Raw genomic sequence first — 26418 nt, 5'->3', positions numbered from 1 at the left:
CCATCCTAATGGTGACCCACGATATGGGAAGCATCATCAAATACTGCGATAAGGTGGTCCTGTTGAATAAGGGCGAATTCATTGCCGAGGGCCAGCCGGGCCATATGGTGGATCTTTATAAGAAGATCCTGGCCAACCAGATGGATTCTCTGAAGGAGGAGCTGGAAAGCGATTATTCCGGCGGCATGGACAAAGAGGACGGGAAGAAGGCGGACGGAGCAGGGACCGGGAACAAGGAAGCAGGCGGAGACTCCGGCAGCGGAGGCCTCATGAAGGATAAGATCACCATCAACGCCAGCCGGACCGAGTACGGGGACGGACGGGCGGAGATCTTTGACCTGGGCCTGTTTGACCAGAGAGGGAACTTGACCAACCTTTTATTAAAGGGAGAGATGTTCACCATCAAAGAGCGGATCCGCTTCCATGCTCCCTTAAAATGTCCGATCTTTACGTACACCATCAAGGATAAAAAGGGAACGGATCTTTCCGGCACCAACACCATGTACGAGGGTGCGGATGTGAAGCCCGTAAACGAGGGCGACGTATACGATGTGTCCTTTACCCAGAAGATGACGCTCCAGGGAGGAGAATACCTGTTATCCATGAGCTGTACCGGCTTTGAGGGCGAGGAGCATGTGGTATACCACCGGCTTTACGATGTGGCCAACATCACGGTGATCTCCAATAAGAACACCGTAGGGGTCTACGATATGGAGTCAGAGGTGGAGACGAAGCTAACGAGAGGATAGAGAGTCGGATCATGATGAAGAACGATGCCAGCTATGAGATCCTGGATCTGATGGCCAGATATGAAAATGATACAGAGGCAGCTTTAAAGGCGGAGACGTCCCCGGAGTGCCTGTATGCCTTTTCTCCTTTACGGGAGAACCTGTTTGAGTGGACGGAGATCCAGGGGGATTCCCGGGTCCTGCAGATCGGCTCCGATTACGGTTCTTACACAGGGCTCCTGGCCCGCCGGGCCGGAGAGACGGTGGTACTGGATCCCAGGGACGAAAACCTGGAGGTGAACCGTCTGCGCTATGGAACGTATGGAAATCTCCGTTTTGTCCGGGGGGATATCTTAAAGCCGGAAGCCGGATATAAGGAGTATAAGCCAGGAAATGGAACAGCTCCCCTGGAGTTTCCGGGGGAAGGGTTTGACCTTATTTTTATGGCCGGAACCCTGGAGCAGTATAAGAAGGAAGAGGCAGAGGCAGTCCTAAAGGCGGCGGCCGGGCTTCTGAAGCCGGAGGGGACCCTGTACTTTGCAGCGGAGAACGCAGCGGGAGTCCGCTACTGGATGGGAGCGGAGCGGTTTGACGTTTCCTTCCTGCGGGCGGAGGTACTGGAGCTTCTGGAGTCCCTGGAGGGGACTTACGGAGGCAGCTCCCTTCTTTATTATCCCGTTCCCGATTACCGGTATCCGGCGGCAGTCTACTCAGACGCATATCTGCCGGAGAACGGAGAGGTGACCAATATATCCGCCAGGCTCGATGGGCCGGGACTGACCTTCGGAAGCGAGGAGCAGGCCATGGCCATGGCATGCAGGAACGGAGTATTTTCCAGCTTTGCCAATTCGTTCCTGGGAGCGTACAGGAGAGGACAGTCATGAGACAGATCATATATGTGAAATATAACCGGACCCGGTCGGAGAAATTCCAGCTGAAGACGGCCATCGTCCGGGAAAACGGCGCCCTTTCCGTGGAAAAGACGGCGCTTACGGAAGCGGGAGCCGGCCATATGGGCTCATTCTGGGAAAAGTACCAGATGATCCGGGAACAGAATCCCAGGATCCGTTTCCTGGAGCCAGAGTTTAAGGACGGCGGAAAGACCGTCTGCTTCCGGTATCTGGAGGGAGAGACCCTGGCAGACGCCCTGGCGGACCGGATCCATATGGGCCAGATCCCCTATGAGGAGCTGGAGCGGGTCATGGCCCTGGTGTTCCCGGAGGATTTTTCTGTGGACAGCGGGCATTTTTCCATAAAAGAACAGACGGGCGGCCCCTTTGCTCCCAGCCAGGGCTTTACAGAGGTATTCGGGCCTGTGCCGGAGGGGCTGGAGGAGCTGGGACGGCTCACCGCGGCCCCCAATGTGGATGGATTATTTGAAAATCTGATGATCTCCGGCGGCCATGTTTACGGCATTGATTATGAGTGGGTCTTTGACATGGAGATCCCCGCAAGGTTCCTTCATTACAGGAACCTGCTGTATTTTTACCGCCGGTGCGAGGCTTCGGTCTCTTCCGCACAGGAGGAGCTTTTCGCCCACTTTGGCATAGGGGAAGAGGAGCAGAGGCTTTTTGCCTCCATGGAGGAGCACTTCCAGGCGTATGTCCATGGAAACGGCGGCTTCCAGTACATGAAGCAGTATGAGCAGCCGGTGAAGAGCCTGGAGGAGCTCCTGGAGGCCCACAGGAAGCTGCCGGAGGTGGTGGAATGGTGCGAGACCCTGAACCAGACGGTGGCTGAGCGGGACGTGACCATCCAGAAGCAGCAGGAGGTCCAGCGGCTCACCAATAACCATGTGGCGAACCTGGATGTGATCATCGCGGATCTTCGCCGGGAAAACGGAGAGATCGCAAAAACGCTGCAGTACCTTTCTAAGCACGAGTCAGTGATATGGAAGGGCTTAAGAAAGTGCCACAGGCTGGTGGACCGGGCCTTCCCGGAGGGGACCAGAAAGAGAAAGGTCTTAAAATATGTGAAAAACACCATCCGCCATCCGGGAAAATATCTGGGCCTTTATCTGACGGGCGAAGGAAGGAACCGGATCGGCGGCGATTTCCAGATCGGCGAGGGATATCTGGAACACGGAAAGCTGCGGTTCCCATATTTTGAGGAGCCGGAGGTCTCTGTGGTGATCCCGGTCTATAACCAGATCCACTATACCTACGCCTGTCTGGTGTCTATTCTTGAGAACACGCCGGACGTGTCCTATGAGATCATCATTGCCGACGACGTTTCCACCGACGCCACCAGAGAGCTTTCCAGATATGCGGAGAATGTGGTGATCTGCCGCAATGAGACCAACCAGGGCTTTTTAAGAAACTGCAACAATGCGGCGAAAAAGGCCCGGGGAAAATATATCATGTTCTTAAATAACGATACCCAGGTGACGCCGGGATGGCTTTCCTCCCTGGTAGACCTGATCGGCTCCGATCCGTCCATCGGTATGGTGGGCTCCAAGCTGGTGTACCCGGACGGACGGCTCCAGGAGGCCGGCGGCATTATCTGGAGCGACGGCTCCGGCTGGAATTATGGCCGCCTGGACGATCCGGACAAGGCGGAATATAATTATGTGAAGGACGTGGACTATATTTCCGGAGCCGCCATCCTGTTATCCAGGAAGCTGTGGAACCAGATCGGCGGCTTTGACGACCGGTTCGCTCCGGCCTACTGCGAGGATTCCGACCTGGCCTTTGAGGTGCGGAAGGCCGGCCTGCGGGTGGTATACCAGCCCCTTTCCAAGGTGATCCATTTTGAGGGCGTGTCCAACGGCACCGACGTCAACGGAACGGGCTTAAAGCGCTACCAGGTGGAGAACAGCCGGAAGCTCAAGGAAAAATGGGCCGAGGAGTTTAAAAAGCAGTGTGTCAATACGGGAAATCCCAACCCGTTCCGGGCCAGGGAAAGGAGCCAGGGAAAGCCGGTGATCCTGGTGGTGGATCATTATGTGCCCACCTTCGATAAGGACGCCGGTTCCAAGACCACCTACCAGTATCTGAAAATGTTCCTGAAGAAGGGATATGTGGTGAAGTTCCTGGGGGATAATTTCCTTCATGAGGAGCCGTATTCCACGGTCCTGCAGCAGATGGGCGTGGAGATCCTTTATGGACCGGAATACCAGGCAGGGATCTGGGACTGGATCATGAAAAATAAGGATGAGATCGACTTCGCTTATCTGAACCGGCCCCATATTGCAGTGAAGTACGTGGATTTCCTGAAGCAGAACACGGACATCAAGATCATTTATTATGGCCACGATCTCCATTTCCTCAGGGAATACCGGGAGTATGAGCTGACCGGAGACATCCAGAAAAAACGGGATTCCGATTACTGGAAATCCATCGAGTTTTCTCTGATGGAGAAGGCGGCAGCGGCCTACTATCCGTCCTATGTGGAGGAGGAGGCCATCCATGCGGTGAAGCCGGAGCTGCCGGTGAAGGCCATTACAGCGTATGTATATGAAACGTTCCTGGAAAACATCGACATGGATTTTGCAAAGCGGGAGGGCCTCCTGTTTGTAGGCGGCTTTGCCCATCCGCCCAATGCGGACGCGGTCCTGTGGTTTGCAAAGGAGGTATTCCCTCTGATCCGGGAGAAGCTGGATGTGCCCTTTTACGTGGTGGGCTCCAAGGTGACGGAGGAGATCCGGGCCCTGGAGCAGCCGGGAAGCGGCATTGTGGTCAAGGGCTTCGTATCCGAAGAGGAACTGGCAGCGCTTTACGCCGGCTGCCGCCTGGTGGTGGTCCCCTTACGGTATGGGGCAGGCGTCAAGGGCAAGGTGGTGGAGGCCGTTTATAACGGCTCTGTCATCGTCACCACATCCATCGGGGCGGAAGGCATTCCGGAGGCCGGGGATATCATGCGGATCGCCGACGAGCCGGAGGACTTTGCCGGGGCGGTGGTGAGCCTTTATAACGATCCGGATACCTGCGCCGCCATGTGCCGGAAGACCCAGGCCTACATCCGGGAGCATTTCAGTGTGGATGCCGCCTGGAAGGTCATTGAAGAGGACTTTACGCGGCAGGAGAGATAATTAGGTAGATGAAGATGGGCCGCCCGCTTTTGCGGGCGGCCTGGATACAGAACGCGGACCCCTGGGACTTTCTTCCAGGGCTCCGCGTTCCGTTTTTAAGGAAGCGGCTGGCCAAGGATTTTTGGAAGCCGTCTCATTTTATTATTCTCCCCGGCCGATGTGCCGGCCGGTAATTTCAGCCAGCTCCTCCAGCTTACGATCCTTGCCCGCCCCAGGCTGGCTCTTTGGCCCCGCGCTCCAGGCCTCCCCTCTGATCGGTTTCCCCGTTCTCCTGTTCTTGCCCGCCCTAGCTAGCTTTTTTGGCCTCGCGCCCCGGTCATCCCCCTGGTCAGCTTCTCTGTTCCCCTGTCCCCCTGTCCTTGCCCGCTTTAGTCAGCTTTTTTGGCCTCGCGCTCCAGTCATCCCCCTGGTCAGCTTCTCTGTTCCTCTGTCCTTGCCCATCCCAGGTCAGCCTCTCTGGCCGATTATTCTGTATATTTTTGTGGTTAGTCTTGACTATTGGGCATAAAGGGGGAAATTTTTCCCCCATACCCAGAAATTAGGGGAATTTTGGGCATAGGGGAAGAAATATGGGGGTGTATGCCCATAAGACCAGGGAAAAGCGGGAAAAAGACTGGATTTCCGGAAGAAATTGGGCATACCGGGAAAAAAGATATGTTTATGCCCAATAGTCCAGACTAACCAGATGGATTTTCATACTTCGGGCCGGAATCCGCACCTGCCCCAAAAACCCCGTCCCGGAGCCGGAATCTATGTCGGCTAAAAGTCCGATCCAGAGTCCGGAGTCCGCACTGCCGGAATCCTGGAGCGCTGTTCCAAGGTCCCGATCCGTGCCAGGAACGGTCTTCCTCTGGATCAGATCCACCCTCCGTCCAGACGGAGGACCTGGCCGGTGAGGTAGTCCGGGGATCCTGTCATGGCAAAGACCACATCGGCCACCTCTTCCGGCCGCCCCATGCGGCCGGCCGGGATCTCGTCCAGGAGCGCTTCTTCCTCTTCTGCGGACAGAAACCCGTTCATTTCCGTATCGATGGCGCCGCAGGCAATGGCATTGACCTGGATCCCGGAGGGAGCCAGCTCCTTGGCAAGAGCCTGGGTAAGGGCTCCCACACCGCCCTTGGAGGCGGAATAGGCTGCCTCACAGGAAGCACCGCAGACGCCCCATACAGAGGAAATATTGACAATGCGGCCAGACTGTTTTTTTACCATGCCCGGAACCGCCAGCTTACAGCAGTGGAAGACCGACGACAGGTTGGAGGCGATCAGCGTGTTCCACTGGGAAACATCCATATCCTGTAAAAGCCCGATCCAGGAGATCCCGGCGTTGTTGACCAGGATATCCAGGTCTCCGAAATGTTCCTGGATCTGGGCAAACAGGCGGACGCAGTCCTCCCAGATTCCCACGTCTGCCTGGACTGCCAGACAGGCGGCTCCCAGTGCCTCAGCTTCTTTTTTTACCTGCTCCAGGCGGTCTGTGCTGCGGGCACAGTTGATGACCACATTATATCCGTGCTCCGCGTATTTTAAGGCGATGGCTCTCCCGATTCCACGGGAGGAGCCAGTCACCAGGACAGTTTTCTTCATACGTATCTCTCCTTTCACTTGCAGGCAGTTTCCTGGGATTCCCAGAAAGACCTTACCATTTTCCCTGAAAATATTTTCTAAAAACTAAAATTTTCCGAGAAAAATTATTTTTCCAAAAACTATGAATTTCCCCAAACTTTTATGTTCGGGAAAATTCCCATGGACAGAAAATCTTTATCGCTGCCGCAGCTTTATTATACACGCTCCGGAATCGTTTTTCCAGGGAAAGGCCAGGAGCTGCCACAATAATGCCACGAATATTTCCTGGAAAACCGTTTGTATTCTTTCCCAGGACTGTGATATACTAAGGAGGAATTATGTGCCTGGGAAGGACCAGGCCGAAAAATGGAATGTCTGCGGCCGGAACGGCCTGGTTTCCAATGGATGTCCAGGTCCGGGAGGCAGAGACAGGAATGGGAGGAGAGCATGGAACAGATTTATGATCTTGTGATCTTAGGTTCCGGCCCGGCGGGCCTTGGAGCCTCCATATACGCCCAGAGAGCAGAATTAAAGACACTGGTAATAGAAAAAGAGATGGTCAGCGGCGGACAGGTGCTGACCACCTACGAGGTAGATAATTACGCCGGCCTTCCGGGAATCAACGGCTTTGACCTGGGAATGAAATTCCGGGAGCATGCGGACCGGCTGGGAGCGGAATTTGCCGAGGACTCCATCATCGGGATCCAACAGGCCGGAGAGGACGGCGAGGGCCTTTTAAGGGCTGCTGAGGCCGGAGACGGCGGCCCTGTTCTTTGGAAGCTGAACGGGGAAAACGGCACGTATCTGGCAAGGACAGTGATCATCGCCACAGGAGCACGCCACAGGAAGCTGGACGTTCCCGGTGAGGAACGGCTCATGGGCATGGGTGTCTCCTACTGTGCCACCTGTGACGGAGCCTTCTTTAAAAAGAAGACAGCCGCCGTGGTGGGAGGCGGAGACGTGGCCATCGAGGACGCTATTTTCCTGGCAAGGATCTGTGAGAAGGTATATCTGATCCACCGCCGGAATGAGCTCAGAGGAGCAAAGAGCCTCCAGAAAAAGCTGATGGAGATGGAAAATGTAGAGATCCTCTGGGACACAGTGGCAGATTCCATCAACGGGGAAAACAAGGTGGAATCCTTAAGCCTCACCAATAAAAAAACGGGAGAAAAGAGGGAGCTTCCCGTGGACGGCGTGTTCATTGCCGTGGGGATCTCTCCCAATACAGAGGGCCTGGAGGACCTGGTGGCCATGGACGGAGGCCATTATATCCTGGCGGGAGAGGATGGAAAAACATCCCGGCCAGGGATCTTTGCGGCCGGAGACGTGCGCACGAAGAACCTGCGCCAGATCGTTACAGCCGTGGCTGACGGAGCCAACTGTGTGACCAGCGCAGAGCGGTATTTAAACGGACAGCAATAAGGAAGGAAAGACAGAATGAAAAACAGAAAGATCATACTGACCGTTGGATGCGCCCTGGCGCTTATGTTGGCTCCTGCGACGGTTTACGCAGATACGGCAGCCCAGACCAGCCCCCGCCTGGGGATCCCGGTGGTGGGCTCCAACGGGGAGGCGTACGCCAATGTGGCCATTTCCCGGGTGAGCAATTATGTCAATGTGCGGACCGAGCCCAACACCAGCAGCGGTATCGTTGGAAAGATCTATAATAACTGCGCAGCCACTATTTTAAAAACCGTGGACGGCGAGGGCGGCGCCTGGTACCAGATCCAGTCCGGCTCTGTCAACGGATACATAAAAGCAGAATATTTTATCACCGGAGCGGAGGCGGAGAAGGTGGCAAAGCAGGTGGGGACCGTATATGCCGCCATCAATACGGATACTCTGCGGCTCAGGGAGGAACCCAACACCACCAGCGCCACGCTGACGCTTTTGTCCAGGGATGCCGAATACATCGCCACAAAGGAAGAGGGCGATTTTGTACAGATCCAGGTGGACTACGAGTTGAGCGGCTATGTACATAAGGACTATATCACCCAGCGGGTGGAGTTCGACCAGGCGGTCAGCGTAGAGGAAGAAAAGAAAAAGAAAGAGGAAACGGAAAAGCTCCAGAAGGAGGCCCAGGAGGCCATCGCCGCCATGGAACAGCTTCGGAAAGAGGAAGGCGTCCAGAATGGAGGCACCGTGATCTCACCGGAGATCTCCTCGTCGGAGATCGGCTTTATCCAGGCAAACCCCAATGAGGAGCCGGTTTCCCAGAATGCGATGAAGCCTGCGGAGGGCCAGAATACGGGCGTTGGCAGCCAGTCCGGGCCTGGAGGCAGCGGAAGCAGCGGGAACGCTGGAGGTTCCGGGACCAATAGCCCGGACGGCGGAGCTGGCTCTGGAAATTCCGGAACCATCGGCAGCCAGTCCGGTCCCGGCGGGGATACGGACGCTTCCCAGGGGATCCTGGCTCCGTCCGGCCCCGGAAGCGCAGAGCTGGCCTCTGCCACCCGGACAGCCATTGTGGCTTATGCAAAGCAGTTCCTGGGAAATCCCTATGTATACGGCGGGACAAGCCTTACAGAGGGAGCGGACTGCTCAGGCTTTACGATGAAGATCTTTGAGCACTTCGGGATCAGCACCGGAAGGAGCTCCAGGGACCAGGCGGCCAAGGGAAAAGAGATCCCCATCGATTCGGTCCAGCCGGGAGATCTGCTGTTCTATGCCAGCGGCGACTACATCAACCACGTGGCCCTGTACATCGGCGGCGGACAGATCATCCACGCCAGCACGCCTAAAAACGGGATCATGATCACAACTGCATATTACAGGACGCCGTATAAGGCGGTTACGTTTTTAAATTAACATTCAGGAGGAATCAAAGGGTATGAACGAGATTGGAACGTTTGATATTCTGGGACCAAATATGATCGGTCCCTCCAGCTCCCACACAGCAGGAGCGCTGCGGATCGCCTTTGTTGCGGGCCGTATGGTAGAAAGAGCTGCGTCTGTGAAATTTGTGCTTTACGGTTCTTTTGCAAGAACGTACCATGGCCATGGTACGGACCGGGCCCTGGTGGGCGGTATCCTGGGATACCATCCCGACGACGAGCGGATCCGGGATTCTTTTGAACACGCAAAGGAGGCCGGCCTGGCGTTCTCCTTTGAAGAGAACTTTACAGACAAGGAGATCTATCCCAATACCGTGGATATCTACGTGACGGATAAGGACGGGAGTGTCGTGTCCCTGCGGGGAAAATCCATCGGCGGCGGAAATGCGGTGATCACAAGGCTCAACGGCGTGGATGTGGAGCTGACGGGCAATTACTGCACATTAGTGGTGGAGCATGTGGACAAGAAGGGGACCCTGGCCTTTGTGACCACGGTTTTAAGCGCCTACGATCTGAACATCGGTTCCCTGCGCCTTTACCGGGAGAGCAAGGGAAAACGGGCTTACGCCATCATCGAAGTGGATACCAATGTGTCAAACCAGGTAGTCAGCGCCTTAAAGGGCGTGGAATCAGTGACAAATGTGCTGGTAGTGCCGGCCATCCAGCTGGATTAACGGAGGGAAAGGGATATGAATTTTATCAACGGTGCGCAGCTTTTAGAATACTGTGAAAAAGAAAATAAAAAGATCTCAGAGGCCATGTTCGAGCGGGAGACCACGTTCCTGGAGCAGGATGGGGAAAAGACAAGAGCCAGGATGAAAAAGGCCTTTTCCATCATGCAGGCGGCAGTGAAGAAGCCGTTAAAAGAGGACATTGTCAGCATGGGAGGCATGATCGGCGGAGAGAGCAAGAAGCTCCACGCCTTACGGGAGCAGGGAAAAAACATCTGCGGCGACGTGGTCTCCAAGGCCATTGCTTATGCGGTGGGTGTCCTGGAGGTCAACGCCTCCATGGGTCTTATCGTGGCGGCTCCCACAGCCGGTTCCTCCGGCGTGATCCCGGGGACCCTCTGCGCTCTCCAGGAGCAGTACGGCTTTACCGACGACGAGATCTGCCAGGCGCTGTTTAACGCGGCGGCCATCGGCTATCTGATCACCAGAAACGCCACCACAGCGGGAGCAGAGGGCGGCTGCCAGGCAGAGGTGGGGTCTGCCAGCGCCATGGCTGCATCGGCGGCTGTGGAGCTTTTTGGAGGCACTCCGAGGCAGTGCATGGACGCGGCCTCCTTTGCCATGGTCAACATCCTGGGTCTGGTCTGTGACCCCATCGGCGGCCTGGTGGAGAATCCCTGCCAGAACCGGAACGCCATGGGCGCTTCCAATGCGCTGATCTCTGCGGAGCTTTCCCTGGCGGGCGTAAAGAGCATCACGCCCATCGACGAGACCATTGGGGTCATGTACGCCGTGGGACGTTCCATCCCATCGGAGCTCAGGGAGACCTCTCTGGGCGGTATGGCTGTTGCCAAGAGCGCCTGCGAGAATTGTATGGCATGTGCGAATAAACGGAATAAAATGAAAAAATAGGATCAAAACAAAAATGTCCCCTGGCCACCAGTTATTATGGATAGCCAGGGGACATTTTTGTCTTAGGAATGTACGTCCTGTGAAAAAACGCTGTACGGGGACCGCCATGGGAGCGGAAGGGAATTTCGCCGCAGAAGCGGCCCGTCATAGGCGGAGAACCCCGCAGGCGGGCTTCTTCCTTACGGAGCTTACTTGAAGAGCTCGGCTGCTTTGGAGGCGAAGCGCTGTCCAAATACGGGGAAGAGATCCATTCCGGTCATCTCCGGCCCGGTACATACAGGCCCCAGATGGATATTGGGCTTTCCAAGGCTGGTCCCGCCGGAGTAGACCAGCATTCCCTTTACCAGGAGCTGGGTCAGGATGCTTTCGATGGCCATGACCGGGCCGCCCTGGGGAACATTGGAGGTGGCGAAGGCGCCGCCCAGCTTTCCGCCCAGGCTTACAGGGCAGGTATCCAGCCACTGCTTTAGCTGCCAGGATTCAGCGGCATAGTAATCCGGCGTTCCGAATAATACGCCGGCGGATTCCTGGAGCTCCTTTACATACTCGTCCTTTTTTTCACTGAAGGATGAAACGGGGATCAGAACGGCCTCCATGCCCTCTACGGCCTCAATGCCTTTGACGATCTCTTTTGCGGCTGCCTCTGTGCGGCCTGTGGATGAATGGTAAACGATGGATATTTTCATTGTGATTCCTCTCTTTCATAAAAAGACCGGTGCGGGAGATTCCGCGCACCGGCCTTTAAAAAGCTTGTCCATGGGGGTCATTAGAATTCCGGTTCGATCAGACCATAGGAATTTGATTTTCTCTTATAAACAACATTGACCTCGTTGGTATCTGCGTTCAGGAACATAAAGAAGTTGTGGCCCAGAAGCTCCATCTGGATGCAGGCCTCCTCCGGATCCATAGGCTTCATTGCGAAGCGTTTGGTCTTTACGATCTTTATGGTCTCCTCATGCTCCGGCTCCTCCTGCAGGAAGGCCTCACTGAAGGAAAGCGCACTCTGTTTCTTATCAATGAGTTTTGTTTTATATTTTTTGATCTGACGTTCGATGATCTCTTCCACAAGGTCAATGGAAACATACATATCATTGGAATCCTGTTCGGCACGGATGATGCTGCCTTTGACAGGGATCGTTACCTCAATTTTCTGGCGTCCTTTCTCTACGCTCATGGTTACCTGTACTTCCGTATCAGGAGAAAAATAGCGTTCCAGCTTTCCGATCTTATTTTCTGCTGCTTCTTTTAAACCTGGTGTAATGTCGATGTTCTTTCCGCTGATGATATAACGCATAGAATCAACTCCTTCTTTTGGGATGGTCTTATTATAGCACATAATTCTGTAAAAAACAACTAAAATTATAAAAGGTGCGACAACTTGAAGGGGTGTACAGATCTGTAAAACGATAGGGGTACTATCGACAGCCTTCGCCATTTGTCAATGGTTTTGCTGGAAAAACTGGTCGAAAAAGTGAATTTTATGAGATGTGTACAAAAATATGAAAAATTACGCGTCCACCGAAAAATAGGAATCAACCATGGGATAAATTGTGGATAATGTGGATAACTTGGTGTATAAGTGCGTTTTTCAGTAAAATAAAGGAAAAACAGGGGGGACAACTTTCAACAAAAGTTTTGTGGACGACGGTGGATAAAGTGGATAACCAGAAAATCGAATGTATGGTTTGTGCAATCTGCCAGTTTACAATAATTTTACATTCCAGGCGGGTGAAAGCGGCGGAATGGTCCCATCCGGCGGCCGGAGCCATGGACAGAAATATGTCTAAATTGTTAAAAAAAAAGGAAAGCATTGAATAAACCGTATGAAGGTGATAGAATATAAAGGATTGTATGATAGCAGAATTGTCCTCCGGCCACAGAAAGCCGGGGAAAAGAAAGTTTTAGATTTAGGAGCGTGCAGAATGAATCTTGTTGAAAAAGTATTTGGAACGCACAGTGAGCGGGAGCTGAAGCTGATCTACCCGATTATTGATAAAATTGAAAAGCTGCGTCCGGAAATGCAGAAAATGAGCGACGAGGAGTTAAAGGACCAGACCAGGAAGTTTAAAGAGCGCCTGGCAGCCGGAGAGACTCTGGATGATCTTCTTCCGGAGGCCTTTGCCACCGTCCGGGAAGCAGCAAAAAGAACCTTAAAAATGGAGCATTATCCGGTCCAGCTCATCGGCGGTATCGTCCTGCACCAGGGCCGTATCGCAGAGATGAAGACCGGTGAAGGCAAGACCCTTGTGTCCACATGTCCGGCCTACTTAAACGCGCTGTCCGGAAAGGGCGTCCAGATCGTAACGGTCAACGACTATCTGGCAAAGCGTGACGCCGAGTGGATGGGACAGGTCCATGAGTTCTTAGGCCTTAAGGTGGGCGTGGTATTAAACTCCATGACCTCCGAAGAGAGAAAGGCCGCCTATAACTGCGATATCACCTATGTGACCAACAACGAGCTGGGCTTTGACTATCTCCGCGACAACATGGCCATCTACAAAGAGCAGATGGTGCTGAGAGACCTGGATTACTGTATCATCGACGAGGTGGACTCTGTCCTCATCGATGAAGCCAGAACACCTCTGATCATTTCCGGCCAGAGCGGAAAATCCACAAAGCTCTACGAGGTCTGCGATGTGCTGGCAAGGCAGCTGACCCGGGGCGAGGAGTCCGGAGAGTTCAATAAGTTCAACGCCATCATGGGCGAGGAGATCGAGGAGACCGGAGACTTTATCGTAAACGAAAAGGATAAGGTGGTAAACTTAACGGCCGAGGGCGTCAAGAAGGTAGAGCAGTTCTTCCATATTGAAAACCTGGCAGATCCGGAGAACCTGGAGATCCAGCACAACATCATCCTGGCCCTCCGCGCCAATTACATGATGTTCCGGGATAAGGATTATGTAGTAAAGGACGACGAGGTGCTGATCGTTGACGAGTTCACCGGCCGTATCATGCCGGGCCGCCGGTATTCCGACGGTCTCCACCAGGCCATCGAGGCGAAGGAGCACGTAAACGTAAGAAGAGAGTCCAGGACCCTGGCTACCATCACCTTCCAGAACTTCTTTAATAAGTTCCGCAAGAAGGCCGGTATGACCGGTACGGCCCAGACAGAGGAGCGGGAGTTCCGGAATATCTACGGAATGGATGTTATCGTGATCCCCACCAACCGTCCGGTGGTCCGTAAGGATCTGGAGGATGCCGTTTATAAGACGAAGAAGGAAAAATTCCACGCTGTGGTGGAGGAGATCGTAAAGGCCCATGAAAAGGGGCAGCCGGTGCTGGTGGGCACCATCACCATCGAGACTTCCGAAATGTTAAGCCACATGCTGAAAAAGCGCGGAGTTCCCCATAAGGTATTAAACGCCAAGTTCCATGAGCTGGAGGCGGAGATCGTTGCAGAGGCCGGCGTACACGGCGCTGTGACCATTGCCACCAACATGGCCGGCCGTGGTACGGATATTAAGCTGGATGACGAATCCAAGGCCCTGGGCGGCTTAAAGATCATTGGTACGGAGCGCCATGAGTCCAGACGTATCGACAACCAGCTGCGCGGCCGTTCCGGCCGTCAGGGCGATCCGGGTGAATCCCGTTTCTACCTGTCCCTGGAGGACGACCTGATGCGTCTCTTCGGTTCAGATAAGCTTATGAGCATGTTTAATGCCCTGGGAGTTCCGGAGAACGAGCAGATCGAGCATAAGATGCTGTCCACAGCCATCGAAAAGGCCCAGAAAAAGATCGAGACAAATAACTACGGGATCCGTGAGAACCTGTTAAAATACGATGAAGTCATGAACGAGCAGCGTGAGGTGATCTACGCAGAGCGTCTCCAGGTATTAAACGGAGAGAACATGCGCGACGTGATCATGAAGATGCTCAACGACATCGTGGAAGGCGCTGTGGATATGTCCATTGGAGACGAGCAGTCTGCGGATAAGTGGAACTTTAAGGAGCTGAACGAGCTGATCCTTCCGATCATTCCCTTAAAGCCCCTGGAGCTCAATGACGAGATCCGTCATATGAAGAAGGATGAACTGAAGCACGCCTTAAAGGAAAAGGCCACCAAGTTCTATGAGGCCAAGGAAGCGGAATTCCCGGATGCAGAGCAGATCCGTGAGATCGAGCGGGTGGTGCTCTTAAAGGTGATCGACAATAAGTGGATGTCCCATATCGACGATATGGACCAGCTCCGCCAGGGGATCGGCCTTCAGGCCTATGGCCAGAGGGATCCGCTGGTAGAGTATAAGATGAGCGGATATGAGATGTTCGAGGATATGTCCTCTGCCATCCGTGAAGATACGGTCCGCATCCTCTGCCATATCCGTGTGGAGCAGAAGATCGAGAGAGAGGCTGCGGCCCGGGTGACAGGCACCAACAGGGACAACACGGCAGCCAGAACTCCCCAGAGACGGGCAGCCCAGAAGATCTACCCCAACGATCCCTGTCCCTGCGGATCCGGTAAAAAATATAAACAGTGCCACGGCAGAAAGCCGTTAGCCCAGTAAGAGAGGACGAGATTCTATGGTTGAGTTAGATCAGTTTAAATATACGTTATCCACATATGAAAAACCGCTTCAGGAAGTTCGGGAATCCTTAAACCTGGATGCGAAGATCAGGCGGATCGACGAGCTTGACAAGACCATGGAGGAGCCCAGCTTCTGGGAAGATGCAGAATTATCCACAAGGCTTGTGAAGGAAGCGAAGCATTTAAAAGATACGGTCGCGGAGTTTAACAGGCTTCAGAACCAGTATGAGGAGATCGGTCTGATGATCGAGATGGGGTATGAGGAAAACGACCCGGCCATCGTTCCGGAGATCCAGAAGATGGTGGATGAATTTTCCGACGAGCTGGAGGCCTTGCGGCTCCGTACCCTTTTGACGGGAGAATACGACGGCAACAATGCCATCATGCGCCTCAACGCAGGAGCCGGAGGGACCGAATCCTGCGACTGGTGCAGCATCCTTTACCGGATGTACTGCCGGTGGGCGGAGAGCAAGGGCTTTTCCGTGGAGATGTTAGACTATCTGGCCGGTGAAGAGGCCGGGATCAAGTCAGTGACTCTCCAGATCAACGGGGAGAATGCCTTTGGATATCTGAAATCCGAGAGAGGCGTCCACCGCCTGGTGCGGATCTCTCCGTTCAACGCCAACGGAAAGCGGCAGACCTCCTTTGTATCCTGCGATGTGATGCCGGATATTGAGGAGGATCTGGATGTGGAGATCAATCCGGACGACTTAAGGATCGATACGTACCGGTCCAGCGGCGCCGGCGGGCAGCACATCAATAAGACCTCCTCTGCGGTGCGTATCACCCATATCCCCACAGGGATCGTGGTACAGTGCCAGAATGAACGGTCCCAGTTCCAGAACAAGGACAGGGCCATGCAGATGTTAAAGGCAAAGCTTTATATGCTGAAGCAGCAGGAGAACGCGGAGAAGATCTCTGATCTCCGGGGCGATGTCAAGGAGATCGCCTGGGGCAGCCAGATCCGCTCCTATGTGCTCCAGCCCTATACGCTCATTAAGGATCACAGGACCGGCTTTGAGAGCGGGAATGTGACCAGCGTGCTGGATGGCAGCATCGACGGATTCATCAGCGCATACCTCAAGTGGGAAAGCCTGGGACGGCCGCAGGTGAAGGGCGGAGAGAGCGAATAAGCAGATTCTGGGCGGAAGCGGAGGATTTCGCTGGTTTTGGGCCTGGCAGAGCCTGCTCTGCGGGAAGATGGATAAAAAGAAAAGAGAGGACCGGTTCCTGGGCCTGTGCCCTGGGACCGGTCTGTTTGGTATTGATGGAAGGAATGCCGGATCTCAGCCGGAAAAATGTGGAACAGGAGGAAATATGTATGCGTCTGGAACGGGTCACGGATTCGTCACATCCCATGTACAACGAGGCCTTAAGGCTGTATCAGATAAGTTTCCCTTATCATGAACAGAGAGAGGAGCTGTCCCAGAAAAGGATCTTAGGGGACAGTGAATACTGCTTTGATCTGGTCTATGATGAGGATAGGTTCGTGGGGCTGATCCTGTATTGGGAGAATGAAGAATTTATTTACATTGAGCATTTCTGTATCTGCCCGGAAATGAGAAATAAGCGGTACGGGGAACGGGTGCTGGCGCTTTTGGGGAAAGGGGAGAAAACGCGGATCCTTGAGATCGATCCCCCTGTGGATGATATTTCCAGGCGCAGGAAAGGGTTTTATGAGAGATGCGGGTTTATAGACAATCCCTATGAGCATACGCATCCGGCGTATCATCAGGAAAGCCATGGCCACAATCTGGTGCTGATGACCAGCCCGGAACGTCTGTCCGGGGAAGCGTTTGAGAGATTCAGCAGATATCTGGGAGAGCGGGTTATGAAGGATGCGTTTGCAGGCTGACTAGAGGCCGGCCGGAAACGGATCTTATGGGATCTGAGCGATGTGATTTGAGAGAAAAAGGAGCGGCGCTCCATAGACAATTTTCTGTCTATGGGGTGCCGCTTTTGTGGTAAGGGGTTTAGTTTTTGCGTTACTTCTGATGCTTTTCAGTACACTTGTCATCCAGAGGATCGTGAAGTAAATGACCCTTTGAATCAGTACAGTAGTAGTAACCGTCTGCGTCCTTTACATTTCTTTTGTTCTTCTGAACAGCACCGCTTTCGTTGACCAGATATTCACCAGATTTTTCGCCCTTCGGATCAGTGAAGTCTACGGTCTGGTATTTGCTTCCATCTTCTGCCGCTAATCTTCTTCCGTTGACATACAGGTAGTTATCGTTGATGCCGTTGGTGCCTGCGCCCTTGGGAGAACCGTTGGACTTGAAATCAAAGGTATAGGAGCTTCCGTCAATGGTGAGAGTCTGGGTGCCAGTCTTGGCAGCTCCATCGCCGCCAAAGTAGCAGACATATGTATCCTGGCTCTCTAAGTTGCCCTCGATATCGCTGATATAGTCTACGGATGCGATCGCTGTGATCTTCTTTTTGTCAGCGGGATCGACGGTCATTCTCTTAAGACCTGTTACCAGTTCGCCGTTTCCGTTGAAGGCATATGTTTTTCCGTCAATGGTCCGGAACTCAGAGACCGCAATCTTTCCGGCGCTGGTGGCATAGTACCAGTATACGCTTCCGTCCTCATGACCGCTGGAATTCATTGCCTCTGCAGGAACAGCCTGGAACCAGCCGGTGCGCAGGTAGGGCTCTTCAGAATCACCGTAATACATCCACTCGCTGTTGTCGTCCTGCTTCCATCCATACTGCGCCACACCTCTCTCATCAAAGAAGTACTCCTTGCCGCCGATGGATTTCTTGGTGCTCACAGTCTTCTTGCCGTTGGAGCCGAAGTAGAAGTGGTAGGTGGGCTCGGTCTCGTCCTCGTTGGTGTCGTCGGGAACTGTGGTGTATACCCAGGCGTTGGTCACTACACTGCCGTCGCCCTCGCCGTCGGCATAGTATAAGCCGTTGGCCCAGTCGTCCTCAGATTCCACATATTCGCCGCTTTCAGTGACCCATCCGCTCATCATACGTCCGTAATGGTCGAACACGTATTTCTTATCGCCGACCTCATAAACCTTGGCCTTGCTGCCGTCGCTCTTGATGGCTTTTCCGTTGGAGCCGAAGTAGTACCAGCTTCCCTCGCCTACCAGCTCGTCGCCCTGCCATTCCGGGTTCTGGATGAATTTCCATACGTTGGTGGCCATGGCTCCGGAGGAACCTAAGTAGTAGTAGTTGTCGTCGTCTTCGATCAGGGTACGGCGGAGCATGATGCCGTCGCTTCCGAGATAATAATACAGGTTTCCGTCCTGTTTCCAGCCGTCCTTAAAGTATTCTCCGTCGTTCTGTACATATACCCATTCGTCTCCTAAAGCCTGCCACTGGGCAGCAGAAGCGGAAAATACAGTTCCCAGGGTGAGAACTGCGGAAGCTGTCAGAACAGCGTAGCAGAAATTTGCTTTTTTCATAGATGTACTCTCCTCCTTGTATCGCGCATGATTTGAAGGGCGCGTTTTTTTCTATTCCTGTTATGTACTATCATACCACTAAGTGGCAAGGTCTGTCCAGAACTAAGTTGGGGTAAAAGTGTGGCATGGCATTACGAATTGTTTAAGAATTAAGAACATTTTCGCAGAACCGCCGTTATGGAGCCGGATCCTGGTGAAAACCTTCTTGCGCCCGTGGCCGGAGCCGTCTATAATAAGTAGAGAAATATTCCAAAAACGGAGGAGACAGGCAATGGAATACAGCCATTTTAAGGAACATACAGACCGGGTGGTGGAAAGCTGTTCCCGGGTGATCGTCGGCAAGGAGGAAACGGTCCGGCTGATCTTTATTAGCTTTTTATGCTCCGGACACGTGCTTTTAGAGGACGTGCCGGGAACGGGAAAGACCATGCTTTTAAAGGCATTTGCAAGGACCGTGGGCAGCAGGTTTAAGCGGATCCAGTTTACGCCGGATCTTCTGCCGTCGGATCTTACGGGCATCAATTTTTATAACCAGAAAACAGGGGAGTTCCAGTTCCGCGAAGGCCCCCTGTTTACCAATATCGTGCTGGCGGACGAGATCAACCGGGCCACGCCCAGGACCCAGTCCAGCCTTCTGGAGGCCATGGAGGAAAGCCAGATCACCGTGGACGGCGTCACCTATCCCATGGCAGAGCCGTTCTTTGTTATGGCCACCCAGAACCCGGTGGAATCCTATGGGACGTTTCCCCTGCCGGAAGCCCAGCTGGACCGGTTTTTCATGAGGCTGAGCCTGGGCTACATGACCAGGGAGCAGGAGATGGAGGTGGTGTCCAGGCCGTCCACAGCAGATATTTTAAACTCCCTGGAGCCGGTGGTGAGCCCGGAGGTGATCCAGGAGATGAAGGAGCTATATACGAAGGTGCGGGTCCAGAAGGATGTCCTGGGCTACATGATGGACATTGTGGAAAAGACCCGGACGGAGAGCCGGTTTGTTACCGGAGTGTCCACCAGGGGGGCCATCGCCCTCTATAAAGCCTCCCAGGCCATGGCTGCGTCCCTGGGACGGGATTTTGTGATCCCGGAGGATGTGAAGGCCGCAGCGCCCTGGGTCCTCAGCCACAGGATCATCTCCAGGGGAGGCGAAAGCTTTGAAGATGCGAGAAAATATCTGGGACAGATCATGGAGGATATCCCGGTTCCCATGGAGAACCTGCGATGATCGTATTTCTTGGAGTCCTGGGACTTCTGGTATGGCTGGCGGAGAAATATTCCATGGACCATGTGCTGGATGGACTGGACTTTGCCACGGCCCTGGATAAGACCGTGGTGGAGCCGGGGGAGGATTTTTCCTGGACCATGACCATAAACAACCGAAAGCGTCTTATGGTCCCCTATCTCCAGATGAGGGAGCAGATCCCCGCAGGACTTGTCTTTTCTGAAAACGGAGAGAACGTGGCGGCAAAGTCCTCTGGGGATCACCTTTCGGTGCTTTACCTTAAGGGACGCCAGAAGACGGAGTTAGAGCGGAGGGTCCTTTTAAAAAAGCGGGGAAGATATTTCTTCCGGGGCGTTTCGGCAGAGGCCGGGGATTTCCTGGGGCTTCAGACAGCGATGGAGACGTATCCGGAATTAAAGGAGATCGTGGTAAAGCCGGCTCCCAGCGGCTGGGAGGAGCTTCCCAGGCTCCTGGGCGGATATGCAGGCGAATATGTGGTGAAACGGAGCCTCTTTGAGGATCCTGTGCTGATCCGTGGGTTCAGGGAATACACGGGCCGGGAGCCCCTGCGGTCCATCAGCTGGGTCCAGAGCGCCAGACAGAGCCGGTTTCTGGTCAAGGAGCAGGAAAATATGACGGATCTTTCCTGTACCATCCTCCTGGATGTGGAGTGCCGGGACGAGGAACGGGAAGCAGAGCTTCTGGAGCAGTGCTTTTCCATGGTCCGCAGTATCTGTGAGGAGCTGGAAAAGCGGAGGATCGCCTATGATTTCCAGACCAACGGCGTGATCGCCGGGGCCATGGGAAACTGGAACCGGATCGGAGAGGGCCTGGGGCCGGGCCATCTGGAGACTGTGCTGGAGGGGCTGGGAAGGATGACCTACGACTGCCGGATGGGGAGCGGGGAATTCCTTTCCGGCATCCGGAAGGGGCTCCGGTCTGGAAAAAGCCTGATCTATGTGGCTCCGGACCGGAACCAGGACGCGGCGCCGTACCTTTCGTCCCTGGAAGAGCGGTCCGGCCGGAGGCTGCTGGCGCTTTATGGGGAGGATGTGTAGAAAATGGACATACTGGTTTTTAAGATATTGACGGACGTGTGTTTTTATATGGCCATGTTCATGCCCCTGTTCCTTTCCGGCCCCCTCTGGGTGCGGGGACTGCTTTTTCTGGCGCTGGCATCCTGGTGTGTCTGGCTTCTGGTCTGCTGGAAAAAACGGAACATGGAGGAGCGGGCCCATGACAGTCTCATGACGGAGGCCAGGCTTCTTCTTGCGGCGGGCTGTATCCAGTGGCTTTCCCTGGGAACGGAGGTCTGGGGAAGACGGTGTGTCCCGTTTTTTACAGCCTTCCTGGTTCTCGGGATCTTCCTTTTAAGGGCCCTGCGCCTGGCCAGGACGGGACAGGGGAGAGGCGGCTTCTGGGGAAGGACTGCCGGGGAGCTTCTGGCGGTGCTGGCAGCGGCCGGCATCCTTTCCAGCCGGGCTGTGACCGGAGGGCTTCTGTACGGCCTGAAATTTCTGTACATGACCCTGGTGGTGCCGGTGCTGGAGCTTATGGTCCGCCTCCTGGCAGGTACCCTTATGGGGATCTCCTGGATCTTTTCCAGGCTTTTTAAGGATTTTTCCTACGAGATGCCCGAAAATGCCCTGGACGGCCTGATGGCTCCGGAGGCGCTCCCGGGCTTTGAGGGGACGGCGGCCTCTGAAACGCCGGCGTTTCTGAAGCTTTTGGGAACTCTTGCGGCAGCCGCAGCCCTGGTTTTGTTTTTCTGGTTTCTGTACCGGATGCTGTCCGGCCGCGGCCGGGAAACGGACCGGAGGCCGGCCGGAACGGTGAGAAGAAGCCAGGCGGCTCCGGAGACGGGAAAACGGGCTGGGACCAGAGAGTATATGGGAGACCGGGGCGTCCGGTATTATTTCCGTAAATTTTTAAAGCTCTGCGTCGCCTTCCAGCTTCCGGCAGATGAACGGTCTGCCAGCAGCGAGACCGTGTGCAGCGATGCGGTCCGCTCCTGGGGAATGGAGGAGGAGATCACCGCATTCCGGGATCTGTATCGGAAGGTCCGGTATGGAGAAAAGGAGGAAACGGAGGCTTTTAAGAGAGAGGCCAGGGAGATCTATAAGAAGGTAAAGAAAAAGGCGTCGGAACGCTGAGTTCCGGCGCCTTTTGAGATCCTATTTCTTACTGCTGTCCAGATACCGGCCCGCATCCTTTAAGAAGCTGGCGATGATCAGAAGGATCACCAGGGCCACCGGGAAGGCGGCGATGATGGAAACCGTCTGGAGGTTGGCCATGGAGCTTTCGGAAAACACCAGGGCAATGGGGAAGAGGATCAGCATTACGGCCCAGAAGAATTTCACAGCCCGGTGGGGCTCCTCGTCTCCAGTCATCTGTTTATAGGTGTAGGAGGAGGCTACCAGGGCGATGGAATCGAAGCTGGTGGCGTAAAAGGCGATCATGGCGGCGATCAGAAGTACCAGCACCATGGGAGCCAGGGGGAGGGTATCCACAATGGCGATGATGGTGGAGTACAGATCTCCCGCGCTGCCATAGATCCCCAGAACGTCCAGCTTTCCGCTGACCTGGAGGCCCAGGCTGTAATTTCCCAGGATCAGGAAGCTTAAGAAGGTGCCGCCCAGGCTGTATACATAGCCGCCCAGGATGGTCTGCTTCACGGTGCGCCCACGGGAGATGGAGCCGATGAAGAAGGGAGAGGCCACGCACCATACCATCCAGTAGGCCCAGTAAAAGATGGTCCAGGTCTGGGGGAAGGAGGTGGTCCGCTGGGGATCGGTGAAGGTGGCCAGGCTAAAGAAGTTCTGGGCCAGATTTCCGATGGCAGAGAAGCCGGTCTCCAGGATGTAGCGGGTCTCGCCTCCGGCCAGGAGCACATAGGCCAGAAGGGCAAAAAACAGATACATACAGGCAGCAGACAGCCGGGAGATCCCCTTCATGCCGTGGACCAGGGCGTAGGTGTAAAGGATGCAGGTGACCACCAGGATCCCGATGGTGACCCATTTGGAGGACGGGAGCCCTGTGAGCCTGGAAAGCACCTGGGCCATCAGCGGCGTAGCCAGGGAAAAGGTCGTGGCGGTCCCGGCCAGAAGAGCGAACAGGGCCAGAAGGTCAATACATTTTCCAGGAAGCTTATCCACCCGGTCTCCCAGGATGGGACGGCAGGCCTCAGAATATTTCTGCTTGTGGCAGCCCCGTACATGGAGCATGAAGCCGAAGGCTACGGCCAGCACCAGATAAAAGCTCCAGGGGATGGGGCCCCAGTGGAAGATGGGATAGGTGCTGGACCAGATCTGCATGGATCCCATTTCCGCGATATGGGGATCGTTGGCGTAAAGGATCCATTCGCAGAAGGAGTAAAACAGGATGTCAGCGGCCAGCCCGGCGGTGAACATCATGCTGCTCCAGGCAAAATCTGAGTATTTTGGTTTTTCATTGGGGCCGCCCAGACGGATGGAGCCGTACCGGGAAAAGGCCAGATAAATGGAGAGCAGGAACACGCCCAGGCCGATGACAAGATAATAAAGGCCGAAGGTGTCTCCCAGAAGCGCCCGGATCTTGTCCAGGATCTGTCTGGAGCCGTCCGGGGCGGCCATGAAGCTGATGCATAAAAAGGCGATCAGCACGAAGGGAATGACGGCGGTGGACCAGTCGATCCTTCCCTTCAGGGATTCTGTATGGGGATTCTGTTTGTTCATATGCGTTCCTCTTGTTCAATTTTATAAAATTATTTGTGATATTGAACATTATAGCATCGTCATGGAGGAAATGCAAGGGGAAAATACAGAGAATCCATATGAGAATGGAACCGTCCAGCCGTGCCGCTTCCTGTCTGCCCGCAGCGTGCAGGAGGTGCCGGGCATCTGCCTTATGGAGATCCGGACAGAACTGCTGCATGGGGATAAAACGGAGAGACAAAAAGGGCCGCGCCAGGCTCCGGCAGGATACAGGAGGTCTGTACGCGGCCTTTTAAAAAGGTCCCGCTATATGATTGGGAAGGCGCCCGCGGATGGGATCACAGGAGGTTTAAGAAGCTGGTGATGATGATCGTGTTCATGAAGTCGATGAACAGGCTTCCCACCAGGGGAACCACGAAGTAGGCGGTGGGGGCTGGGCCGTATTTCTGGGTGATGGCCTGCATATTGGCCATGGCGTTGGGAGTGGCGCCCATGCCGAAGCCGCAGAAGCCGGAGGTCATGACGGCCGCATCGTAATTCTTTCCCAGCAGATTAAATACCACGAAGTAGGCGTAGACCATCATCAGCACCGTCTGGGCCACCAGCATCACCACCATGGGAACGGCCAGGTCGGCCAGCTCCCAGAGCTTCAATCCCATCATGGCCAGGCCCAGGAACAGGGAAAGGCTGAAGCTTCCGATGGTACTGATCTCCTCCATGGGGATCTCCTTTCCGGCCATATCTGTGGTATTGCGGATAAAGGCAGCCACCAGCATGGCTCCGATGTAGATGGGGAAGGTGAAGACCTTATTCAGCCAGGCGGAGACCACAGTGCCTGCGCCGATGGCCAGTGCCAGGCAGAGGGCAGCGTTTAAGAACCGGCCGGAGTCGATGGCTCCCGTGACCTCATTTTTATCCACCACCACCTCGTTGGAGCCGGTGGCTGTTTCAAAGGAGTGCAGATTTTTCTGGCGGATCCGGGATACAGCCGTGGGGCCGCCGATCACACAGCCGGCCACCAGCCCGAAGGTGGCGGAAGCGATGGCAACGGCGCTGGCTCCGGAGACTCCGGCCTTTTCCAGGAGCGGGCCGAAGGAGGCCGCAGTCCCGTGGCCTCCCACCATGGGGATGGAGCCGGTGGCCAGTCCCAGCCGGGGGTCCAGACCAAAGGCGCTGGCAATGAAGGCGCCCAGGCCGTTCTGGAGCACACACATCATAACGGCGATCCCTAAGAACAGCAGGACCTGGAGCCCGCCCTTTTTCAGAAGGCGGAAGCAGGCCGTAAAGCCCACGCTGCAGAAAAATACGACCATAAAAAAGGTCTGGAGCGTGGAGTCAAAGGAGATCTCCAGGATACCGGCCTGGCGCAGGGCCAGGTGGGCCAGGGCAAAAACAACGCCGCCGGCAACAGGCTCCGGGATACAGTAGCGTCTGAGCAGATCCAAATTTCTCACAAGAAAACGGCCCAAAAGCAGCACAAGGGCCGCCACAGCAGCAGCCTGGTACATGTCAAGCTGGATCGCATACATCATTTTATATTACCTCCATTCCTTATTGTACGGATTCTCTGGATATAACTATAAGAAGCCCCCTTCAAAAAAATACAAAAAAAATCAGAATGGAGATAAAAAAGATCAAATTTCCCGGTCAGCCTCCAGCATCAGGCCGTCAATGAATTTTTTGATGCTGACCTTTCCGCCGTCCGTCCGTTTTCCGCGGATGTAGTCCATTTCAGTACGGATCTCCTCAAAGGAAAACAGGGTGGAGGAGTAGGCGGTAAAGGTTTCGTTCATAAAGTCCTCGATGCCCATGTGGGCCACGTTGGCCATTCCGGCAGCGATAGCCCGGCGGACCCGCTGCTCCATGTTTTTCGGAGAATCGCTGACGGCCTCGCACAGCTGGGCCACGCTCATCTGGGATACGGGGATCCGCTCCCGGTGGAGATAATCGCAGATCTTCAGGATATCAGAGCAGCCCTTTTCCCCGGACATGCCGATCCTGTTTAAGATATAACGGAGCTTTTTGGAATAGGAAGAGGATTCCCGGCTGTTCTGGGGCTTCTGGCCGATCTCGTTCATGAACATATGGCGGATATTGTCCAGGGTCCGCTCGTTCTGGATCTGCTTCGCCACATTTTTAAGGACCGACGTTACCTCGATCAGGTTAATGGGTTTACTGATGAAGAAATCCACGCCGGCGGTATAAGCCTTGCTGATCAGCTCCTTGGCGGAAACCTGGGAGATCATGATGCATTTGATGGTGGCGTTGAAGGAGCGCAGCTCGCGGACGAATTCCACCCCGTCCATGACCGGCATGAAAAAGTCCACCAGAACCACATCGGGCCTGGCCCGCAGGACTTCATGGACGTCGGCGGGCTCTCCGCCGCAGTCGCCGCAGATCTCGCCAAGATCTCCGGACTCCACGATATCCTCCAGGATATGAATGACAGAAATATCATCTTCGACAATATAGATACGCATCAGTTTACCTCCTCCAGGGCTCCGGCCGGAATCCGGATCAGAAACCGGGTCCCCCGGCCCGGCTCGGATTCCACCGAAATGGTTCCGCTGAATTTTTCCTCCACGGTGGCCTTTACGCCGTAAAGTCCCACTCCGCGGAAGATGTTTCCTGTTTTATAATCAAATTTGGTGGAGTAGCCCATTTTAAAGATATTGGGCAGATGGCGGGCGGAGATCCCGGGCCCGTCGTCGGAAACGGAAAATTCATACTGCCCGTCTTTTAAATGCTCCACGATCTGGATGGTCCCCCGTCTGGCTCCGGCTTCAATGGCTTCGATGGCGTTATTGACCAGATTTTTCAATACAGCCATCAGCTCA

General features: G+C 54.6%; 21 protein-coding genes. 13 read left to right on the top strand and 8 right to left on the bottom strand.

What is annotated here, in order from left to right:
• The 3 genes from WIH05_RS04655 to WIH05_RS04645 all read left to right on the top strand — a co-directional run.
• A partial coding sequence (locus tag WIH05_RS04655) for a Wzt carbohydrate-binding domain-containing protein (protein ID WP_337425048.1) occupies window positions 1-749 on the top strand: 749 nt, incomplete at its 5' end.
• Between the two features lie 11 nt (window positions 750-760).
• Complete coding sequence (locus WIH05_RS04650) at window positions 761-1612, top strand: class I SAM-dependent methyltransferase (protein WP_337425047.1); 852 nt, start codon at window positions 761-763, stop codon at window positions 1610-1612.
• Complete coding sequence (locus tag WIH05_RS04645; protein WP_337425046.1) at window positions 1609-4758, top strand: glycosyltransferase; 3150 nt, start codon at window positions 1609-1611, stop codon at window positions 4756-4758. Before WIH05_RS04650 ends, WIH05_RS04645 begins: the two co-directional genes overlap by 4 nt.
• A gap of 855 nt (window positions 4759-5613) precedes the next feature.
• On the opposite strand, the gene fabG is transcribed toward WIH05_RS04645, so the two are convergent.
• Complete coding sequence (gene fabG / locus WIH05_RS04640; protein ID WP_215653318.1) at window positions 5614-6342, bottom strand: 3-oxoacyl-ACP reductase FabG; 729 nt, start codon at window positions 6340-6342, stop codon at window positions 5614-5616.
• A 426-nt stretch (window positions 6343-6768) separates the two neighbouring features.
• Between fabG and WIH05_RS04635 the strand changes: the two genes are divergently transcribed.
• From WIH05_RS04635 to sdaAA, 4 genes are read left to right on the top strand one after another with little or no spacing between them, the layout of a single operon-like run.
• A complete protein-coding gene (locus WIH05_RS04635) occupies window positions 6769-7743 on the top strand; it encodes an FAD-dependent oxidoreductase (RefSeq protein WP_337425045.1) in 975 nt (324 codons plus the stop codon).
• Between the two features lie 15 nt (window positions 7744-7758).
• Complete coding sequence (locus WIH05_RS04630) at window positions 7759-9129, top strand: NlpC/P60 family protein (RefSeq protein WP_337425044.1); 1371 nt, start codon at window positions 7759-7761, stop codon at window positions 9127-9129.
• Between the two features lie 22 nt (window positions 9130-9151).
• Window positions 9152-9829: an L-serine ammonia-lyase, iron-sulfur-dependent subunit beta gene (gene sdaAB / locus WIH05_RS04625; RefSeq protein ID WP_022274166.1), complete on the top strand. Its 678-nt coding sequence runs from the start codon at window positions 9152-9154 to the stop codon at window positions 9827-9829.
• A 15-nt stretch (window positions 9830-9844) separates the two neighbouring features.
• On the top strand, window positions 9845-10738 hold the full coding sequence (gene sdaAA, locus WIH05_RS04620; protein WP_022274167.1) for an L-serine ammonia-lyase, iron-sulfur-dependent, subunit alpha: 894 nt from the start codon (window positions 9845-9847) through the stop codon (window positions 10736-10738).
• A gap of 188 nt (window positions 10739-10926) precedes the next feature.
• Here the strand turns inward: sdaAA and WIH05_RS04615 are convergent, their stop codons facing one another.
• Together WIH05_RS04615 and raiA are read right to left on the bottom strand one after the other, a co-directional pair.
• The gene (locus WIH05_RS04615) at window positions 10927-11424 is read right to left on the bottom strand and encodes a flavodoxin domain-containing protein (protein WP_022274168.1); all 498 of its coding nucleotides are present in this window, start codon (window positions 11422-11424) and stop codon (window positions 10927-10929) included.
• Between the two features lie 80 nt (window positions 11425-11504).
• Window positions 11505-12032, bottom strand: a complete 528-nt coding sequence (gene raiA / locus WIH05_RS04610; RefSeq protein WP_022274169.1) for a ribosome-associated translation inhibitor RaiA — start codon at window positions 12030-12032, stop codon at window positions 11505-11507.
• A 628-nt stretch (window positions 12033-12660) separates the two neighbouring features.
• On the opposite strand from raiA, the gene secA reads away from it, so the two are divergent.
• The 3 genes from secA to WIH05_RS04595 all read left to right on the top strand — a co-directional run bounded on the left by secA (window position 12661) and on the right by WIH05_RS04595 (window position 17115).
• Window positions 12661-15240: a preprotein translocase subunit SecA gene (secA, locus tag WIH05_RS04605; RefSeq protein ID WP_022274170.1), complete on the top strand. Its 2580-nt coding sequence runs from the start codon at window positions 12661-12663 to the stop codon at window positions 15238-15240.
• Window positions 15241-15256: 16 nt separating this feature from the next.
• Window positions 15257-16393, top strand: coding sequence for a peptide chain release factor 2 (gene prfB, locus WIH05_RS04600; RefSeq protein WP_022274171.1), 1137 nt, complete (start codon window positions 15257-15259; stop codon window positions 16391-16393).
• A 188-nt stretch (window positions 16394-16581) separates the two neighbouring features.
• Window positions 16582-17115, top strand: a complete 534-nt coding sequence (locus WIH05_RS04595; RefSeq protein WP_022274172.1) for a GNAT family N-acetyltransferase — start codon at window positions 16582-16584, stop codon at window positions 17113-17115.
• Window positions 17116-17245: 130 nt separating this feature from the next.
• On the opposite strand, the gene WIH05_RS04590 is transcribed toward WIH05_RS04595, so the two are convergent.
• On the bottom strand, window positions 17246-18673 hold the full coding sequence (locus WIH05_RS04590) for a hypothetical protein (protein ID WP_022274173.1): 1428 nt from the start codon (window positions 18671-18673) through the stop codon (window positions 17246-17248).
• Window positions 18674-18944: 271 nt separating this feature from the next.
• Here WIH05_RS04590 and WIH05_RS04585 point away from each other — a divergent pair, with 271 nt between their 5' ends.
• Genes WIH05_RS04585 through WIH05_RS04575 form a run of 3 tightly spaced genes read left to right on the top strand, consistent with a single transcriptional unit; the run spans window position 18945 to window position 22042 of the window.
• On the top strand, window positions 18945-19892 hold the full coding sequence (locus tag WIH05_RS04585) for an AAA family ATPase (protein WP_022274174.1): 948 nt from the start codon (window positions 18945-18947) through the stop codon (window positions 19890-19892).
• On the top strand, window positions 19889-20947 hold the full coding sequence (locus tag WIH05_RS04580) for a DUF58 domain-containing protein (RefSeq protein ID WP_022274175.1): 1059 nt from the start codon (window positions 19889-19891) through the stop codon (window positions 20945-20947). Before WIH05_RS04585 ends, WIH05_RS04580 begins: the two co-directional genes overlap by 4 nt.
• 3 nt (window positions 20948-20950) lie before the next feature.
• Window positions 20951-22042 carry a hypothetical protein gene (locus tag WIH05_RS04575; RefSeq protein WP_337425043.1) on the top strand — a complete coding sequence of 364 codons (1092 nt, stop codon included), beginning with the start codon at window positions 20951-20953 and terminating at the stop codon, window positions 22040-22042.
• 21 nt (window positions 22043-22063) lie between these two features.
• Here WIH05_RS04575 and WIH05_RS04570 read toward each other — a convergent pair whose 3' ends face one another.
• The 4 genes from WIH05_RS04570 to WIH05_RS04555 all read right to left on the bottom strand — a co-directional run.
• On the bottom strand, window positions 22064-23602 hold the full coding sequence (locus WIH05_RS04570; protein WP_022274177.1) for a BCCT family transporter: 1539 nt from the start codon (window positions 23600-23602) through the stop codon (window positions 22064-22066).
• Window positions 23603-23919: 317 nt separating this feature from the next.
• Complete coding sequence (gltS, locus tag WIH05_RS04565) at window positions 23920-25110, bottom strand: sodium/glutamate symporter (RefSeq protein ID WP_215653339.1); 1191 nt, start codon at window positions 25108-25110, stop codon at window positions 23920-23922.
• A 105-nt stretch (window positions 25111-25215) separates the two neighbouring features.
• Window positions 25216-26061 (bottom strand): response regulator, encoded by an 846-nt coding sequence (locus WIH05_RS04560; protein ID WP_022274179.1) that lies wholly within the window; start codon window positions 26059-26061, stop codon window positions 25216-25218.
• A partial coding sequence (locus tag WIH05_RS04555; protein WP_337425042.1) for an ATP-binding protein occupies window positions 26061-26418 on the bottom strand: 358 nt, incomplete at its 5' end. The genes WIH05_RS04560 and WIH05_RS04555, both read right to left, overlap by 1 nt.

This window comes from Alitiscatomonas sp., from assembly GCF_037242085.1.
In the GTDB taxonomy this organism is placed as follows: Bacteria; Bacillota; Clostridia; order Lachnospirales; family Lachnospiraceae; genus Alitiscatomonas; species Alitiscatomonas aceti.
This window is presented reverse-complemented; position numbering and strand designations above follow the sequence as displayed.